This window comes from Telluribacter roseus, from assembly GCF_017355915.2.
Classification (GTDB): domain Bacteria; phylum Bacteroidota; class Bacteroidia; order Cytophagales; family Spirosomataceae; genus Telluribacter.
The window spans coordinates 1-16816 of record NZ_JAFEUV020000023.1; the positions used below are offsets into that span (position 1 = coordinate 1).

Sequence of the window (16816 nt, forward strand, 5' to 3'; positions counted from 1 at the left end):
TGCGGTCAGAAACAAGATCATTCACCTGATATTCGCCCTGATAAAAAATCAGACAACCTACCAGAACAACTTGCATTTGTCATAGAAATCAGCCTGACACATCTAATCGCATACTTTATGACTCTATTCACTTATCAATAATAAGGTTTTCATCTAGTCTCTATAAAATGCCTCGTACTATTGCCTATTTACGTGTATCGACTCTGGACCAGGACCTGGAAAAGAACAAAGCCGACATCCTGCACCTAGCCAAAGAAAAAATCTAGAAAAGGTCGAATTTGTGCCGCGGCGGCGGACCGCAGGAAAAGGTGTCAGGTAAGGTCGCCTGGCGCAGCCGCAAAATTGGACCGCTTCTCGAAGAGCTAAAAAAGGGAGATGTGATCCTGCTTAGTGAGTTTTCAAGACTAGGAAGGTCGATGCTCGAATGCATGGAGATCATTTCCATCGCCATGCAAAAGGGCATCAGGATCTATACCGTCAAAGGAGCCTGGCAGCTCGACGACTCCATCCAAAGCAAAGTGATGGCCATGGTTTTCTCGATGGCCTCTGAAATAGAAAGGGACCTGATTAGTAAGCGAACCAGAGAGTCACTGGCAGCAAAGAAACTATCCGGGGTAAAATTAGGTCGTCCTACGGGTCCGGGGAAAAGTAAGCTGGACCAGCACAGGCCAGAGATCGAAGCCTTGCTACTGAATGGTTCAAGTCAGAAGTACATTGCTGACCGTTACCGCATCACAGAAGCTACACTGTCAAATTGGATCAAAAAGAATGGTATCAAAAAATACAAAAGAGCTGCTTGACATTAATTAATGAAACCTTAGCTGCAGATGGGACACCGTTTATTCGGTCGATTTTCAGGACGTGACATTGGATCTAAGCCGCATTTAACTCACGAACATGAAGAATTTCCCTATTGGTTGCCGAGCGTACTTGCCTGCTCTCTAACGTCTCCACAGCTACGGTATCGCCATTCAAAGCAAAGAACTCTACTTCATAGCCCTCTCCCTCATTATATATTTCAACAACTACACCAACATCCCCCTTTCTTAACTCGGTACCGGGTATGTCCTCAGTCAGAATAATTCGTTCAAACTCTTTTATCATAACGTTAAAGGATAAGCGGTTATCAATTTTGGCTGCTTCGAACTAGCGGTTATTATCCACACTGTCCGCAGGTTAAAACGGAAAGAATCTACCCCTTCTACCTGCCCCTCTATAATGTATTTAGTACCAAACCTCGTTTGCTCCGTTTTCGCTACCTGATGTACCTGGGCATGGTTTAGTAAAAACGCTTTAAACTCGGCAATGTTATCTAACCTAAATCCCGCTTTCAAAAATAAACTAGCTTTGCTTCTGCCGTCCGGATGCTCCAGATTGAGCAGATAACCGGTTATTTTAGTATCTTCTACAAAGGCGTTTTCTCGACTTGGCATATACATATGCGAAATGTAGGCTAGTAGCAGGTAAAAAACAAATAAGCTTGCTGCATAGGTTTCCCTTCATCCAGCATAAAGTAGATTGCCTCGATCCACACTCAACGTAAAACCTATTAACTAATACGACCATCAGGTATAGTACATCTTCCTCGCACAGACACTAACCTTAACAAAGATAGCTTTCCCAGTTCCGATATCATCAAAGCCTGATTTTTATCCAGCCATCAGCCCCTGTCATTGGAATATTTTTATGGTACAGCTGACACTCCTTGTTGCCCAAAACAACAGGCATAAAAATGCTGCCCCATTGTTGCCCCAAGATAAGAAAAAAGCCCCGCAAGTAGCTAACTTACAGGGCTTTTATGGTATTATTGGTGATCCCGACACGATTCGAACGTGTGACCGTCTGCTTAGAAGGCATGAGCCACACCATTTTATCTACTTTCGGTCTTTTATAAATCGTTATACTTATGGCTGTATAACAGTTATTTACAAGCATACCCTTTATCTCCCTCTATTGCTTTTATGCCTTAAATCAATACATTTGTAATGCACAATGCAATGCACGTAAGTTAAGGCTCCATGAAAACAGCAACTGTTACTCTCTTCCACGATAAAAGGCGTGGTGACAATTCCATAAAGCTTTACCTGACATTCGAACGTAAGCAGCGGTTATACAGCACAGGGTTTAAAGCAGACCTCTCTACCTGGAAGCGACTTAAGGACAATGAGGAGAGAGAACGTCCAGACGGTAAAATCAAGGATGAAGAGTTTTTGCACCTTTGGGCCGCACTTTGGAACCGCCCCGACAAATACGACAAAAGTAAGGCGCTGGGATTGGTTCACATTGCCCGCGATATAGCCAGCCAGTTAGGTCCGAATTTTACCCATGAGAAGTTTAAAGAACTGCTGGATAACTATGGCAAGGTGAAGGTAGCCGACGCCAACGACTTGATAGCAGCATTGCGAACAAAGGGCGAACGGCTGAAGTCAGCAGGACAAATTAGCAATGGGACCATTTACGAACTAGTAGCTAAGTCAATCAACCGTTTTTTGTCTACTCTTGATCGTGACGACAGAAAGGAATTAGGGCTTCCTCTGCTCCCAACCAAAACCTCTAATGAGCTTCCTACTTTACAATTTCAGCACATTACTAAAGACTTTCTGACCCTCTATGAGCAATGGATGCTTGTAGAGGGGAAAGCCCCACATAGTCCCAAAAAAGCAGCCACCGGAGCCAGTCCTACTACCATTAGTATCTACTGCCGGGCCCTTAGAGCAGTTTTCAATGATGCCCTGGAGGCGCATACAATTAAGCCAGAAGAGTACCCCTTTGGAAGGAATAAATACATCATACCTGCCGCTAAGAACATCAAAAAGGCTCTATCTAAAGAAGAGGTACGCAGGCTTATCAGCTATCAGTGCATGCCTGGAATGGAGCAGCGGGGGCGTGATCTATGGGTCTTCTCCTACTTCAGCAATGGTATGAATATCGCTGACATTTGCAGGTTACGGTGGAAGGATATAGACTTTAAGGAGCAAACACTAACCTTCATACGTCAAAAGACCTCTCATAGCAGGAAGACTGATCAGACCAAAGTTAAAGTAGTACTCAATCCAGAAACGTTGGCTATCCTGGAGAGATGGGGGTCAAGTCCTAAGACCTCAAAGGGCTACGTCTTTCCATTCATTAGGGAAGGTATGACTCCCGATCAGCACCATAACGCCATCAAACAAGTCACAAAGATGACGAACAAGTATGTCAAGCGAATAGCACAGGCTGTGGGTATCACAGCTGATATAACCAGCTACTATGCCCGACATTCTTTTGCTACTATATTGTTGCAATCAGAGGCCCCGCTAGCCTTTATATCCCAATCCTTGGGGCATACCAACATCAAGACTACAGAGTCCTATCTTGGTAGCTTTGATGACGAAAAGACCAAGAAGTACCTAGAGGCGCTACTGTAGCAAAGTTGTTCTAAAGATCTATCTATCGAAACTTAACTACTCTCTTAAGGCATACAATGAATTACAAATCCTCTTACTTTGAACAGCTTACACAAGAAGCTACAACCATTGAGTTAGATTACGTTGATTATGACCGCTGGGGAGAGCCAGAGTATGATGAGGATGAGGATGAGGATGAGGAGGACTATACTCCAGAGGTACTAATAAGAGCAAGCAGATATTGTTCAAGAAAGGATGATAATATTAACGGCTATGATGTATTTATTAACGCCATTGCACAACATACATTGAGTGAGTTGACTCTACTCCCAGATGAGGTAGTAAAGAGGGTTATCCAGCGACTACAGCAGATAGATGAGCGTATTAATGATGCCTGGAAGATTCTTTTTGAACATTGGGATCGATGGAGTAAAAACAGTTTTAGCTCCTTAGACTTTGAATGGAAGTTTTTCCACTTCTTCAATATACCTATTACCCGTTCAACCGGAGCCTATGATGATCCTCATTTTGAGAAGGGGAGGACAACCGACAGCTTTTTTTGGGATTTACACGATGCCATGATGTATAAACAGGGGGCGGTAAAGTGGTTGATTTGGTATCTTAAAGAGCAAACGGGATTAAGCCACGAGGAAGACGAAACGGATCCAAGAAACAGTGAGCAACCCAGTCCTGATAAGAGCAAGGTTGAGCAAGGCCCGCAGAACCAACACGTTTTCGCTCTACTCTGCTTGTACATTGGAGATGAAAAAAGAGAATCTCTAGCGGAAGAATACGGGGTAAATTTAAGTCCAAAGCAAGTGCAAATAATAGACTACTATCGTACATCCTTGGCTACCGAAAGGACAGGAGAAGGGGAAGGATATGCAAATAGAAAACCAAGCACTAGAAAAAAAGACTTTGAGAAAGTCATCAAAATAATAGAATCCAGGGGGGATGTTGAAGCGTTAAAGAGGGTTGAAAATGAGTATTCTATGTTTTTAGAAACCCTAGCTTTAGGAGAAAGATAAAGATTTATAAATAGTATCCGGATGAATCTGGATGAATCCGGATACCCCTTATTGGGTGTTGCACCTTTGCTTTATCACTAATCAGACAAAGCAAATGCAAAAAACCACATTATCATTTGATCAACTTCCTTGCGCTATCCATCAGATAGGCGAAAGGCTGGACAGCATGGAGCTACTACTGAGCGCTCTACTGAACGGCACTCAACCCACCGCCACCAAAGCCCCAGATGATTACGTAGGGGTAAAGGATGCCGCGTCAATCCTTAACGTATCACAACAGACAGTTTACCAGAACATCCGTAAAATACCGCACGTTAAGCGGTTTGGTAAGCTATACTTCAAGCGTTCCGAGCTTATAGCTTACCTAGAAGAAGGGGCCACTCTAAATAAGAAAGGAGGTAAGCAATGATGACGCCGAATCACCAACAGCCTACCCCCGAACAAGGACCTAGTAAAGATAAGCATTTTGCCTCACAACTTCATAAGGTAAACGCTCATTTAAAAATAGCCCCCGCATCCCGCTTCATGGTCGCCGTTGACACCGGCATACCAATTCAAAATGTCTGCCGGTACGTAAAGATGTTAGCCGATCATAATAACGTAGCCGTTGCCAAGAAAGCTAAATGTAAAATATCAGGCGAATGGGTTGAGTTTCTGACCACCGACCCTACCAAGTTCCCAACCTCCAACCAAACCTCCCTCTTCTAATATGGAACTTAGACCTGATTTTAACTTCGACGCTGACGGAATTGGCCAGGCCATTCATCGGGAATCAATTAATCATCAAGAAGGCTTTACCTCATCATCTCACATATCAAGTGAAGCCCCTGAACAGCAGACACACAATGACGCTGTACTGAAGCTCCTGGAATCGGTAAGAATAGACCCATCAGAGCCTCTTGTACCGCCGCCGGTCTGTTTAGAAATGGTTGGCGGAGACTTTACCGCTACGGTAGCCACATTGGGCAATTTCAGTCTAACGATAGGAAAGGCCAAGAGTAGGAAAACATTTAGTGTATCTATTGCTGTGGCTGCTGCAACCTGTAATGGAACTATGCTTGGTGTGATCCGTGGCAACTTCCCTCCTGATAAAAGAAAAGTGCTATATTTCGACACAGAGCAGGGTAAGTACCATGTACAGAAGTGTATAAAGCGTATCTGTGAGCTATCAGGGAATTTACAACCTGACAACCTCCTAGTGTATAGTTTACGCAAGTTTAAACCTGCCGAACGCATGGAGATGATAGGGGCCGCTATCTATAATACCGATGGTGTAGGGCTAGTGGTCATTGATGGAGTAAGGGACCTGCTAACCTCTATCAATGATGAGGACCAGGCTACAGCTATGGCAAGCAATCTTCTCCGATGGACTGAAGAGCGAGAAATACACATCCTTTGTGTACTACATCAAAACAAGGGAGATAACAACGCCAGAGGGCACATTGGGACAGAGCTGGTGAACAAGGCTGAAACCGTACTATCTGTGCAAAAGTCCGAAGAGGATAAGGATATTTCAATCGTTCAGGCGGAGTATTGCCGGGATAGAGAGCCGGAGCCTTTTGCCTTCGAAGTGGACGAGTACGGCATGCCACGAATTGCGGAGAACTGGCAGATTAGGACCAATAAGAAGCCTAACAGTATTGGTATCGATGAAATAGAAGATTGGCGTCTCTATCAGCTGATGACTGATTCTTTCGCGGGGGCAGATAAGCTCTCCTATTCGGATCTTGTCAGAAGGGTTAAACTATCTTTCAAGAGCCAATTCGGAAAGAGTATCGGCGATAATAAGACGAAGGATATAGTAGTCTATGCCAAAACCCATGATTGGGTATATCAGGAGAAAGAAAAGGCCCCCTACAAGTTGGGGAGGTTTAATTCTGACACCTCAGATTCTGCAATAGTCACGGTTTAGTTTAACGCCTATACATAGGCGTATAAACTGATAAACCTTGATGTGACATAGGTTTAGTAAACCGGTTTAAACCGTAAACCGTCTTCCCTCCAAGCTCCCAACCACTATTACTCTTCACGGGTGGAATCGGGTAGTAGATAATCAATAACACTCTTCTAATGGAACCCCAATACCGATTCAAGTTAAAGCAATACAAGACTCCAAGCGACAGAACAACATGCCCCAGCTGCGGATCTAGACATACCCTTTCACCATACATTGATACGCATACAGATGAGCTCCTACCGGATGAGTATGGCCGGTGCAACCGGGAGGCAAATTGCGGCTATCATCTGAATCCGTACAGTGATGGGTACTCCAAGATGATCTACGAGAAAGAAAGAGGCATGAATGTAGCTTGGACGCCACAAAAGCCCCTTATGGCACCTCGTGCGCCTACGGCTCAGGTTGATATTCCTGCCGATCTATTCAAAGCCAGCCTCACCGGATTTGAGAAGAATCAATTTATATCCTTTCTCCTGAAACGTTTCCCGGCTGAGGTAGTGAACCAGCTCATTACGGATTACTACATAGGTGTATCAAGCCGTTGGGAGGGTGCTACAGTCTTTTGGTTTATAAACGCTATAGGCCAGGTAAGGGCGGGGCAGATAAAGCACTTTGATAGTTTAGGTCATACTAGTGAATACATAGACGGAGAGGGGAAGAAAAGGAAGTGTACCACATGGGTCCATAGTGTTTTAAGCTATCGGTTTAAGAAGCAGGGTAAAGCGTTGCCCGACTGGCTAGAAGCTTACCAGGAGCAAGAAAAGCGGGTTAACTGCCTGTATGGAGAACACCTATTGAAAAGACATCCATCAAGGCCCATCGCATTGTTTGAAGCGCCAAAGACAGCCATAATTGCTACCCCCTTCTTTCCCGATTATCTATGCCTTGCAACGGGGAGCCTCTCGTATCTTACTAAGGATAGACTGCAAGCATTGACGGGTAGAAACGTTGTGCTGTTTCCGGATTTGTCTAAGGATGGAAAAGCGTTTGCCGAATGGGTTGAAAAGTCCCGAACGCTTGCTGATATGGCTAATTTTCGGGTTTCTGACTTGTTAGAAAGGAATGCGACTGATGAGGAACGGGAGAAAGGGCTTGATTTGGCGGATTACCTGGTAAGACTCGACTACCATAAATATGTTTCGGCGGAGCCTCCTCAGCCAACTCCTAATAACGTAAGCAGCAGGCCCGAAATAGAGCCACTGGAGCATCGTACAGTGTCAGATGAAGGAAAGGGTGCCACAACCAATAATAACGCAGCAGAAAGCGATAGAAGCCCCTTTGATAACATACCAGACCCACCCACATCAGCGCAAAGAACAGGTATATCACCTTACCCTACCAACTACAATCGAGCTATCATTGCAGATGTACTTGACAACCCGCACAACTACACAACTGGCGAAGCCCTTTATACAATCCTACATAGAGTGTTTGACAAAGGGGGGATTACTACCCACGCTGTTTATGACTACTACAAAGCTTTAGAGCATCCAGAACCCGAAGCCGCAACCTTTGCCGCGTTAAGGAGCTTTAAGAAGTGGTGGAATTGGAGGAGTAGGTAAGACTTGATTATTGCATAGTAAGGGTGCAAGTCCAGCTTCCCAAAGTCTTCTTAATTCAATGGGAAATCAATCCCATTCGTTTTTTACATCTCCCGCTCAATTTTCTCTACAAACCAAGTTAGTATTGAATTAGTAAGGGTCGCATTTGTCTCTTCTCCCCACTTGGGATTTAAGTCCTTGTCAACGTCTACAGTTAGTATCTCTTCTTGCTCAAGGGAATAATAAAGTTGTAAATCCTCAGAGAAGCCCATTGTCTCCTTTGTCTTATCTGAAATATTGTAATAAACGTCTAGTTCAAATGTATAGTAGCGAATTTCAATTAGATTTTCTTTATGGAGGTACTCAACTGTTATACCACCATGTTCTTCTTCCTTATTATAAGCTTTCAAGATCAACTCTATTTCAACTTTAAAAGCCTCGCTGGTAATACAAATTGTGTCATTCCACTTTCTATAATCGCCGTCTATGTTTCTAAACCTACCTTTAAAGGTAAAATAGTCAATCTTAAAATTTATACCCGACGCCTTCAAGCCCTCAATTCTCTCTTTCAGAAATTTAAATAAGTTATCAAATAGTTTGTACTGAAAGCCCTTCTCTTGTAAAAAGGCTTTCCTTTTATCTTCTAGCCCTCTAGCATCAGCAACAGATTTTAGTCTGTTAAACAATTGGTCACTATTGTTCTCCATTCCATTTGATGATAAGTTATAAAACAAGTAAGCTCCTATCAATCTATGATTAATTAATAAATCGCGCTTTATATTGGATAGATTAAAGTAGTTAAAAGGTGGTTGTCTTTAATTTATCCTTAATATTATCTTTCAAAAGAGAAGGGCGGTCTAAACTCGTATCCACCCTTACTAAAAGTAGAAATAACACTATGTGCCCAAACACAATGAGTTTTCTATGAAAATCACGTACAAACAGCACGTTATATTGATTTTTAACAAAGAGTTATTAAAAAGGAGAGAGCTTTGTAAACATCTCTACTTCCTAAAAAAGCGCTAACCTATGGCCGACTACTGTTCAGAGTGTACCCCATTTGACTATCCAGATATTGACCTGGCACGGATAGCCCTAGATCTAAGCCCGGGCAGGTCTGAAAGCTTTATCTGTGAAGGCTGTAATAACAGAGCGGTGTATAAAGACGAGGAAGGGCGGCTCTACCTTGCTAAGCAAGAGCAAGGCCAAGTAAAGCTACACCCTACCACTATTGAGCAGCTAATCAAGTAGCGCTTACCTCAGCTGAATATTAGACGACTTTGATACAAGAGTAGCGCGAGCATTTAGGCTACTTTACCAGTTCAGTGATCTTATACTCAAATAATCCAGTAGAGCGTATCTGCTGCGCAATCAAGAGTTGCGCTTTCCTTAGATCCTCCGTGGTATTTCTTTCAACTCCTTCTATAACGTCAACATTTAGAGCGTTCAAATTGACATTGATTTTAGTTTTATTCTCACCTAGCTTCCTTACCCTTATACTTGCCACTCCCGTTAGAGAGGTAGGATAGATGCGATCCCCAAATGTCCAAATTGATACAGTTGGCAACACAACTAGAGCGTTAGGGTTCTCTAATTTCCCTAGTCTATCTTCAAAGGTAAAGTCATTTATCAGTGAACTTCGCTCAGAAACTACAAGTCCATTCTCTTTATCAATGAACCGGATAGGGAATCCACTTTGAGCTAGTACATCTACTACGTTGTTCCAAACCTCCTCAAAAGGCTTATCAGTAATAACTACATAGGGCTCTTCCAGATGCTTACCCTTTAATGCGGTATGCTTAAGCGTAGAAGCTGGAGCACAGCTTTTTAGAACAAAAGCGATAGTAATGACAGATAAAGCTAGTATAGTGCGTCTCATAGGCTTTTTCTTTCAAGGTTAATGGATAGCCCCGACTGATGCAAGAAAGTTTATCCTACGGTCTGCCTGCTTTGCATGTAGCATACCCCCCCTATTGTATTTTGACACGATGTACGCGAGGCTAAGGCTGCGGTATACGCCCCGACTTCCTTGAACTTTTGATGCCCCCCTGGGGGAGGGGTGGGTGAAATGTCTAAGCCAGTTCCGATGTATACCGTAGCCCCATCCCCACGCGTATCGTGTCAAAACTCAGTACCTATTTTTTTAAGTAACCCTTATCTACATAAAAGGGTACTACTAGGATAAGGCTAGAAGTTCAGTTCCACTTAATGTATACTACCGGGAGTAACCTCATGTTTATTGTAATAAAATTCAGGAGGGGTTAGTTTAAAATCACCTTCCGAATACCATTGAACAACTTATTCTTAATTTTAACCACATAAACTCCAGATGGCATTCCTTCTAACTGAAATGGTACTACTATACTTTGCTGAGTAGTAGCAACAACCTGTTTTTGTCCTACTACCTTACCAGATGGATTTACTAACTCTATTTCTATTGGGCCGGAAGTATTGTGAATAGATACTAAGATCTGATCATTTGTTGGATTTGGATAAAGTACGATGAAAGTGCTTACAGCCGGATCATTTGAAGTAATGATAAAGCTGTATGCCTCGGACATCGCACTTGCACATCCATCTTGCGTTACTTGTACAGTATACAGCCCCGATTGTACTGGTGTAAACTCAGCCGAGGTAGCTCCGGTAATAACAGTACCATCTAAGAACCACTGATTACTCGCAGCAGCGCTGGATATAAGCTTCATATCCCCACTGGCAGTTATGCTTGGCTTACCAGGCAGAGGTTTGACTACTACTTGTTTGGATTCTGATATAGCCTTACATCCTAGTGCATCCATTGTCTCGACTGTATAGCTTCCATTACTCTCAGCTTGATAATAATTAATATTAGCTCCTGGAACAGCCGTCCCATTGCGATACCATTGGTAGCTTGATAAGGATGTGCTGTTGCTTTGAGCCGATAGCTTCACACCTTCTCCCTCACAAATAGTTGTGCTTCCCTCTGCAAGTAGGCTTATCTTGTAAGGTGGGGCAATCACTATCTCATCTGATATCTTACTACAACCTACACTGTTAGTAGCTTTCACTACATAGGTGCCGCCTTCAGTTACAATTAGATTAGCTGCACCTGCATTGGGTATTTGCTGGCCGTTCCTGTACCACTCATAACGGCTAATGGATGAAGAGGCTAAAGCTTTCAGCTCAACCGTTTTACCCTGGCATATTGCATTGAAAGTAGGAGGGATAATAGAAACATTTAGAGAAGAATTCAACTGAATATACTGCTCATCTGATCGCTTTGTACACCCGTTAGAATCTTTGACCTGAACAGCATAGCTACCAGTCACACTTGCTGTATACGTCCTGGCAGTAGCATTATCGATAAGAGTGCCATTTCTAAACCACTGATAGGTATATCCATCACCAGTATTTGCCAATAGCTCAACACTTTGCCCCTCACACAATTCCTTAGTACCATTAGCAGTGAAACTGACATCCATCTCACAAGTATTTATGATGAAAGAATGAATTGCTTCCCTACTTCCACCACAGGCCCTACCAAAGTAAATGCCACGTACAAAGATAGAGCGTTGACCTGTACCTGAGTAAATGTGCTGAGCTTCGGACGAATGGCCTGGACCAATATAGCTTTTTCTCATTCCATCGTTCCACCAGACTTCTATTTGATCATATTGTCTGGCAATACTGTCACTAATGAGAGTTACTTTTACCATACCACCGGCAAGAACACTTACCTGTACATTTGGAGGTGTTGTATCCAATACCTTTACTCCTTTACAAGCAGTAAATCCTCCTCCATTAGCACTTCCCATTAGCAGGATTGTATAGTACCCTGGCTTTGTATAGGTATAGGTAGTGGATTTAGTAGAAGCCGGATTAAAACCTCCCTGATAGTTAAAAGCCCAAGTTTGAAGTTTGGGGTCTGAACCTTTAGTAGTATCCCCTACAGTAACTGTTAGTGGAGCACAGCCCACTTCAGGAAACACAGTAAAGCCCCCCCTTTGAGCTCCATATTCACACAAATCTTGAGCCTTCCCTTCAAATGGCACCAATAGTCCAACTAACAAAGTGATAGCTCCTAAAAGTAATATATCAAAAACAACCTTCATTTTGCTTTTAATGTCAATGGTAGGGGAAAGCACCAAGTGAAGCAAAAAATTTTATCTAACGGTCACTAATACTCAAGGTATCCCGTCTACCGTATGAAATTACCCTTCCATGTAATGACTTGAAGTTTCATACCCTATCAGTCCGTACTTTGGGCTATCAAAAAAAAGATTGGACGAGGTAGGGTAGGGGCTTGGAATCTTGAGCGAAACCTTTAGTTTTGTAACGCACAAGAATTCCAAAGGACATAGATTAGCGCTTCCCTATTCTGCAAAGATATAGATGGACGGTGCGTTGATCCCGTGCATACGTTGTAATGGCGTAGGCGTACCACCTTTGGAGGTATTGTGCGACGGGCATAGTCAACGCACCGTCTTTTTATTTGGCTATTCTGGTGAATAGATATATTGTTTAACGCACAAACAATCCAAAGCAATGTCAAGCAACAAGCCCTCATTACCCCCACAGGGAGTACTATCTCCCGTCGCCTCCAATCCTGATGCAGTTCAGGCGCTTATCAACGAGTACTTCAGCTACTCCGGCAGTTCTCAAATGACTGAGGAAGGACTATGGCAAATGTTCTCCGGTTGTATTTCTAATTCAGACACTCCAACGGACGCCACGCAGAACGCGAATCTTGCCTTCGTCTACCGGCAGCTCCTAGACCTTATTAAGAGCTTGGAGCCGTACTACGTCAACAAGCGTTTGTGCCTGCCTAGTAACTAGTCATCGCCTACTTCTTATTATCATTTTATCCCATCATTCACTTTGCTGGAGCGGGTCTACTATGCCCAGCCGAAACTACTTATTGTTATGAATACCAATATAAAATCACCAATCAAGCTGCTTTTTTGGAAACTAGAGGGAGATGTAACCCTACGTATAACCATAGACGGTGTAGTTGCCAATATGAAGATACCTAAAAACCTCCGAGATCAGATTAGCTACATGCACGGGCTCAACTGGATGGGAGGTAAGGAGCTCTACCAGGGGCCGGGAGCTATGAAGATCAACGCGGCGCTATGGGAGATGAAACAGGGCGCAAAAGTCGCCTATGGGACGCTTAACGGCTACGGCGTTAGTCCATCATCCAAGATGGTAAAAGAGTTCTACAGAGGGCTTGAAAAGGGGCTTTATAGCGACGATTCCAAGGGAGTAGCCAAGTATCTAAAGCAGGGGCGACTTGTAGGAGGTAAACGTGCTCTTATTGACCTTTTGAAGTGGTACAAGGATAACTCTGTAAGGCTGGAGCCTGGCACAAAGAGCACCCGGCAAACCTACATCAATAACATTGAGAAGTTTCTGGCGACCGTCGGCAAGCCTGAGTTACCCGCTGACAGTTTCAATAGAGCTATGATGAAGCGTTTTGTTGACTGGATGAGAAATAAGGGGAAAAAGCCTTTAAAGGACTCGTACATTAATGAGAATATAGTATTCATCAAGTCAGCAATGAAAGAAGGCTATGACCGCGAGTTCATACACGAAAACCTTATAGCTAACTTTGCCTTTAAGTTCACCCGCGACGTACATACTGATCACCTGACAATAGATCAACTTCAATGGTTGCGGTCTACTGACTTCACCAAGCCTACGGGATTCATGCCGGGGGTTGAGGAGCCATTAGAGCCGCTGAAAGGCCCGGCTGTTCCCTGTTACGGAGAGAAAATGCAGGTAGTGGTGGATCTGATGATACTATGCTGTTACACAGCCTTCCATTATTGTGACCGGGAAGGGCTACAGGATGAACACTACTCCTTCTGGAGGAACAACTACTGGATAGAGAAAGTACGGCGCAAGACCAAGCGGCATAAGGCTAAAGCAATGATAAAGCTACGTCCGGAAGCAATAGCGATTATTGAGAAGTACGGCGGGTTGTCTAATCTGCCTCGGCTCCCCTACCGGACGAATGCCAACTACCTAATCAAGCTCGGTCAACTAATGGGGCTGCCTTACACACTTACCACAGGGATAGGGCGCAATACCTTTGCCTATCAATGCCTGAATATCTGGGGCCACTCCCTAGGAGTTACGGCTACTATGATGGGGTTAAAGTCCGTTAACACCATCTGTAAGTATGCCGAGGTAGAGAAGGAAGGGGTTGATAGGGAGGTTAATTATGAGAACGTAGGGCTGTATTCTGGCCCCCAGGTTGTACAGCAATGCAAGCCCGTTGTACATGGGATTTTCAGGGTTTTCAGGACAGGCGCTTAAGTCAGACATAATGTAGGCGTAAAGAAGGGGCAGAAGTTCTTAACCTCTGCCCCTTTGTTTCAATAGCAGGGTAGACTGCCCTAAGCCTACCCACAGCCGCTTACCGTCAGCCGATGGCCGCTTTTGTGCGCCTGGTTCTATTGAGTACTATCTCCAGGTCAGAGCCTGAGATACGGGTAGTCAGCTCGCCTATACCATCCCCACCTTTGCTATATTTTCTAATGGACTCCCTCAGCGACCTATCCACCTTGCTATAAGGGGCAATTATCTCATTATCAAATCGGGCATTAGGGTTATCTCCTACCCTGGCTAACATCTCGGAGCCAACCATACCACCCTCAGCGAAAGCGGGAACGTTCATTTTGGAGTTAATACTTTGCTGCACATTAGCTTTCAGGGCGGCACCTAGGGCAACGAGTCCCACCCCAGCTACAACAGCTGTTATGGGATCTTTTATAATAGATTGCAGGGCTTTTCCTGCCGTACCAAAGGCAATCATAGATTTACCTATTTGAGTAGCAAGATCGCCGAGTATAGAGCCAAACATACGGGGCAGGTCGGCCAAAGAAGAAACACCGGCAATCATACCGCCGATCCATTCGCCCATGCCTACTGCCATGCTGTATTTGGCGTTATCCCAAGCACGGGTAATGTCAGCGTTGAGGCTGGCAACTCTGCCTACTTGCTTCTCATACACGTCTACCGCTTGTTTTATTCCTGGTAGGTTGCTGGCGGTGCTCATCATTGAATCAGCGCGTCCTTGAAGTTTGCCTAATTCCGGTGCTCCGAAATTCATCTGCATACCCTTCAACCGCTCTACGTTCAGTCCGGCCACTACCCCGAATAGCTTCTTATACTCGCTTATAACGCCCTTCAATGCCTCCTGCTCTTTGTGCCACTCCATCGCCTGGTTAATCTTCTTCATTTCCTTCTGAGCGGACGACACGAACTCCATAGCTTTACCCAGATCCTCTACCCCCTCGCTAGCAGACTTACCTACCGAACCTCCGCTGTCACCCACTGGCGCGCTGAGAGCCTTCGTTATCTCCTTGAACTCTTTCATGGAGTCGGGTACAGTAAATTTGATACTCTTCGCTAGTTTATCAACTCCGTCAATAGCTTTCCCTACACCGTCGGCAAGAGCATCAAAACCTATGGCTCTATTGAAGGTAGCGAACATCCCGAGGGTAGCGCGAATAAAGCCGCTAAGAGTATCTATCATTAGGTTAGCCGCTGACTTGAGCGTATTAGCTAGGGATTGACCAAAGGCTTTCCAGTCCCCTTTAATTAGGTTCGTAACAGTGCCAAATAAGCCCGTCAGGACGCCAAGCGCACTCTTAGCGATGCTTTTCATTGAGTCCCAGGCTCCGGAGCTTACAAGGGCTTTTTTAACGCTATCCCAATGATAGATGATAGCGGCGACGGCTACTCCTATTGCGGCTCCTACGGCTAGCACCGGCGCACTAATCAGACCTAGCCCGGTTGTTAGTAGAGGAACCATCTTAACCACAGCGCCAAGTCCTGCCAATAGCGGACCCGCAGCAGCGGCCACCCCGCCCAAGACAAAGATAGTCTTTTGTGTTTCGGGGCTTAAGCCTTTGAATTTTGAAGTAAGGCTCTCCATACTCTCGGCTATACTGTTAATGATGCCGCTGATGTTAAAGGACTTTTCCAGGCTCTCTCCAAAAGATGCCATAGAGAATTGTGCGGAATCCTTTATCTTCTCCAGCGCCATACCCGCACCCCCGGCGACCGGAGGAATCTTTTCGAGTTCAGCTACTAATCCTTCCACCACCTTCGTAGCTCCTATCTTCGTGAGCTCTGCGCCCTCGGCGGTGCCAAAAGCATCAATAAGCGCCTTCCTGACTTGTGGAATACGGTTCGCCATTTCCTTTACATCGGCGGCAGATACCGTATTGGTACTGATCATTTGTTGTACGTTGGCGAGAGCGGGGTTTAGGTCGGTGGATGACTTACCCGCAGCCGTTAATGCGTTGGCAAAGGCTTTGATGGTCTTCTGTGCTTTGTCAGATGCCATTTCTACCGAACGCAGCGCTAGAAGTGAAGAGGCAGCACCTTCAATGCTGATGTTAGGAAGTTGCGCTAACTTCTTAACCGTTTCCAAAGATTCGCCGTACTGGTTTAAGCCTATTTGTAGCTTTTCCAGGTTGGCGAACTCTTTGTAAGCCTGGCCCGATCCGAAGATCATAGGCAGGGTAGCAAAAGCGGACATTTTAGCTCCTATTCCTTGAATGTCATCGCCAAGCCTACCAAGCCCGGCTTTGAACACCTTGGCTTCGTTATCGGCTCTACGGAAGGAATCGGTTAGTTGGGAGTTGACTTGTACGGTAAGCGTACTGATTTGAGCGGAGACTTGAGAAATACCCCGTAAGAAGCCTGATATATCGGCTCCTAGTCGGATATTAGCAGCTCCAACACCGGCTGCAGACATGGCTAGTAGATTTAATCTTTCAGAGGGCTAATAGTGGGCCGAAACCCATAGGGGAAGATACAAAATTTTACCTCAGTTTCCTAATAATCGTAGATAAATTATCTACTAAGTGCTATGATTATTAGATGTTTTTTATTATATTGTAGGTATAC

General features: G+C 44.5%; 14 protein-coding genes. 8 read left to right on the forward strand and 6 right to left on the reverse strand.

What is annotated here, in order from left to right; genetic code table 11:
- The first annotated feature begins 308 nt into the window (after nt 1-308).
- Complete coding sequence (locus JTN23_RS24490) at nt 309-800, forward strand: recombinase family protein (protein WP_247237751.1); 492 nt, start codon at nt 309-311, stop codon at nt 798-800.
- 73 nt (nt 801-873) lie between these two features.
- Here JTN23_RS24490 and JTN23_RS24495 read toward each other — a convergent pair whose 3' ends face one another.
- Together JTN23_RS24495 and JTN23_RS24500 are read right to left on the reverse strand one after the other, a co-directional pair.
- Nucleotides 874-1104 (reverse strand): DUF4926 domain-containing protein, encoded by a 231-nt coding sequence (locus tag JTN23_RS24495; RefSeq protein WP_247237752.1) that lies wholly within the window; start codon nt 1102-1104, stop codon nt 874-876.
- Nucleotides 1101-1433 (reverse strand): DUF6883 domain-containing protein, encoded by a 333-nt coding sequence (locus tag JTN23_RS24500; protein ID WP_247237753.1) that lies wholly within the window; start codon nt 1431-1433, stop codon nt 1101-1103. The genes JTN23_RS24495 and JTN23_RS24500 overlap by 4 nt, the downstream gene beginning before the upstream one ends.
- Before the next feature lie 585 nt (nt 1434-2018).
- Here JTN23_RS24500 and JTN23_RS24505 point away from each other — a divergent pair.
- The 6 genes from JTN23_RS24505 (at nt 2019) to JTN23_RS24530 (ending at nt 7933) form a co-directional block, all read left to right on the forward strand.
- Nucleotides 2019-3407 carry a site-specific integrase gene (locus JTN23_RS24505; RefSeq protein ID WP_247237754.1) on the forward strand — a complete coding sequence of 463 codons (1389 nt, stop codon included), beginning with the start codon at nt 2019-2021 and terminating at the stop codon, nt 3405-3407.
- 56 nt (nt 3408-3463) lie between these two features.
- Nucleotides 3464-4414: a hypothetical protein gene (locus tag JTN23_RS24510; RefSeq protein ID WP_247237755.1), complete on the forward strand. Its 951-nt coding sequence runs from the start codon at nt 3464-3466 to the stop codon at nt 4412-4414.
- Nucleotides 4415-4508: 94 nt separating this feature from the next.
- Nucleotides 4509-4823 carry a helix-turn-helix domain-containing protein gene (locus tag JTN23_RS24515; RefSeq protein WP_247237756.1) on the forward strand — a complete coding sequence of 105 codons (315 nt, stop codon included), beginning with the start codon at nt 4509-4511 and terminating at the stop codon, nt 4821-4823.
- Nucleotides 4820-5122: a hypothetical protein gene (locus JTN23_RS24520; protein ID WP_247237757.1), complete on the forward strand. Its 303-nt coding sequence runs from the start codon at nt 4820-4822 to the stop codon at nt 5120-5122. Before JTN23_RS24515 ends, JTN23_RS24520 begins: the two co-directional genes overlap by 4 nt.
- A 1-nt stretch (nt 5123) precedes the next feature.
- Nucleotides 5124-6326 carry an AAA family ATPase gene (locus JTN23_RS24525; protein ID WP_247237758.1) on the forward strand — a complete coding sequence of 401 codons (1203 nt, stop codon included), beginning with the start codon at nt 5124-5126 and terminating at the stop codon, nt 6324-6326.
- A gap of 158 nt (nt 6327-6484) precedes the next feature.
- Complete coding sequence (locus tag JTN23_RS24530) at nt 6485-7933, forward strand: DUF6371 domain-containing protein (protein ID WP_247237759.1); 1449 nt, start codon at nt 6485-6487, stop codon at nt 7931-7933.
- Nucleotides 7934-8016: 83 nt separating this feature from the next.
- On the opposite strand, the gene JTN23_RS24535 is transcribed toward JTN23_RS24530, so the two are convergent.
- The 3 genes from JTN23_RS24535 to JTN23_RS24545 form a co-directional block, all read right to left on the reverse strand.
- Complete coding sequence (locus JTN23_RS24535; RefSeq protein ID WP_247237760.1) at nt 8017-8619, reverse strand: hypothetical protein; 603 nt, start codon at nt 8617-8619, stop codon at nt 8017-8019.
- A 602-nt stretch (nt 8620-9221) separates the two neighbouring features.
- Nucleotides 9222-9791, reverse strand: a complete 570-nt coding sequence (locus JTN23_RS24540) for a hypothetical protein (RefSeq protein ID WP_247237761.1) — start codon at nt 9789-9791, stop codon at nt 9222-9224.
- A gap of 382 nt (nt 9792-10173) precedes the next feature.
- Nucleotides 10174-12003 (reverse strand): T9SS type A sorting domain-containing protein, encoded by a 1830-nt coding sequence (locus tag JTN23_RS24545; protein WP_247237762.1) that lies wholly within the window; start codon nt 12001-12003, stop codon nt 10174-10176.
- 811 nt (nt 12004-12814) lie between these two features.
- On the opposite strand from JTN23_RS24545, the gene JTN23_RS24550 reads away from it, so the two are divergent.
- Complete coding sequence (locus tag JTN23_RS24550; RefSeq protein WP_247237763.1) at nt 12815-14212, forward strand: phage integrase SAM-like domain-containing protein; 1398 nt, start codon at nt 12815-12817, stop codon at nt 14210-14212.
- A gap of 106 nt (nt 14213-14318) precedes the next feature.
- On the opposite strand, the gene JTN23_RS24555 is transcribed toward JTN23_RS24550, so the two are convergent.
- A complete protein-coding gene (locus JTN23_RS24555) occupies nt 14319-16664 on the reverse strand; it encodes a tape measure protein (RefSeq protein WP_247237764.1) in 2346 nt (781 codons plus the stop codon).
- Nucleotides 16665-16816 lie beyond the last annotated feature (152 nt).

Bases quoted from the DNA above. Each gene is read 5' to 3' on its own strand.
- JTN23_RS24535 (WP_247237760.1), bottom strand. From the start codon at position 8,619: ATGGAGAACAATAGTGACCAATTGTTTAACAGACTAAAATCTGTTGCT.
- JTN23_RS24530 (WP_247237759.1), top strand. From the start codon at position 6,485: ATGGAACCCCAATACCGATTCAAGTTAAAGCAATACAAGACTCCAAGC.
- JTN23_RS24510 (WP_247237755.1), top strand. From the start codon at position 3,464: ATGAATTACAAATCCTCTTACTTTGAACAGCTTACACAAGAAGCTACA.
- JTN23_RS24505 (WP_247237754.1), top strand. From the start codon at position 2,019: ATGAAAACAGCAACTGTTACTCTCTTCCACGATAAAAGGCGTGGTGAC.
- JTN23_RS24525 (WP_247237758.1), top strand. From the start codon at position 5,124: ATGGAACTTAGACCTGATTTTAACTTCGACGCTGACGGAATTGGCCAG.
- JTN23_RS24515 (WP_247237756.1), top strand. From the start codon at position 4,509: ATGCAAAAAACCACATTATCATTTGATCAACTTCCTTGCGCTATCCAT.
- JTN23_RS24540 (WP_247237761.1), bottom strand. From the start codon at position 9,791: ATGAGACGCACTATACTAGCTTTATCTGTCATTACTATCGCTTTTGTT.
- JTN23_RS24520 (WP_247237757.1), top strand. From the start codon at position 4,820: ATGATGACGCCGAATCACCAACAGCCTACCCCCGAACAAGGACCTAGT.
- JTN23_RS24555 (WP_247237764.1), bottom strand. From the start codon at position 16,664: ATGTCTGCAGCCGGTGTTGGAGCTGCTAATATCCGACTAGGAGCCGAT.
- JTN23_RS24545 (WP_247237762.1), bottom strand. From the start codon at position 12,003: ATGAAGGTTGTTTTTGATATATTACTTTTAGGAGCTATCACTTTGTTA.
- JTN23_RS24550 (WP_247237763.1), top strand. From the start codon at position 12,815: ATGAATACCAATATAAAATCACCAATCAAGCTGCTTTTTTGGAAACTA.
- JTN23_RS24495 (WP_247237752.1), bottom strand. From the start codon at position 1,104: ATGATAAAAGAGTTTGAACGAATTATTCTGACTGAGGACATACCCGGT.
- JTN23_RS24500 (WP_247237753.1), bottom strand. From the start codon at position 1,433: ATGCCAAGTCGAGAAAACGCCTTTGTAGAAGATACTAAAATAACCGGT.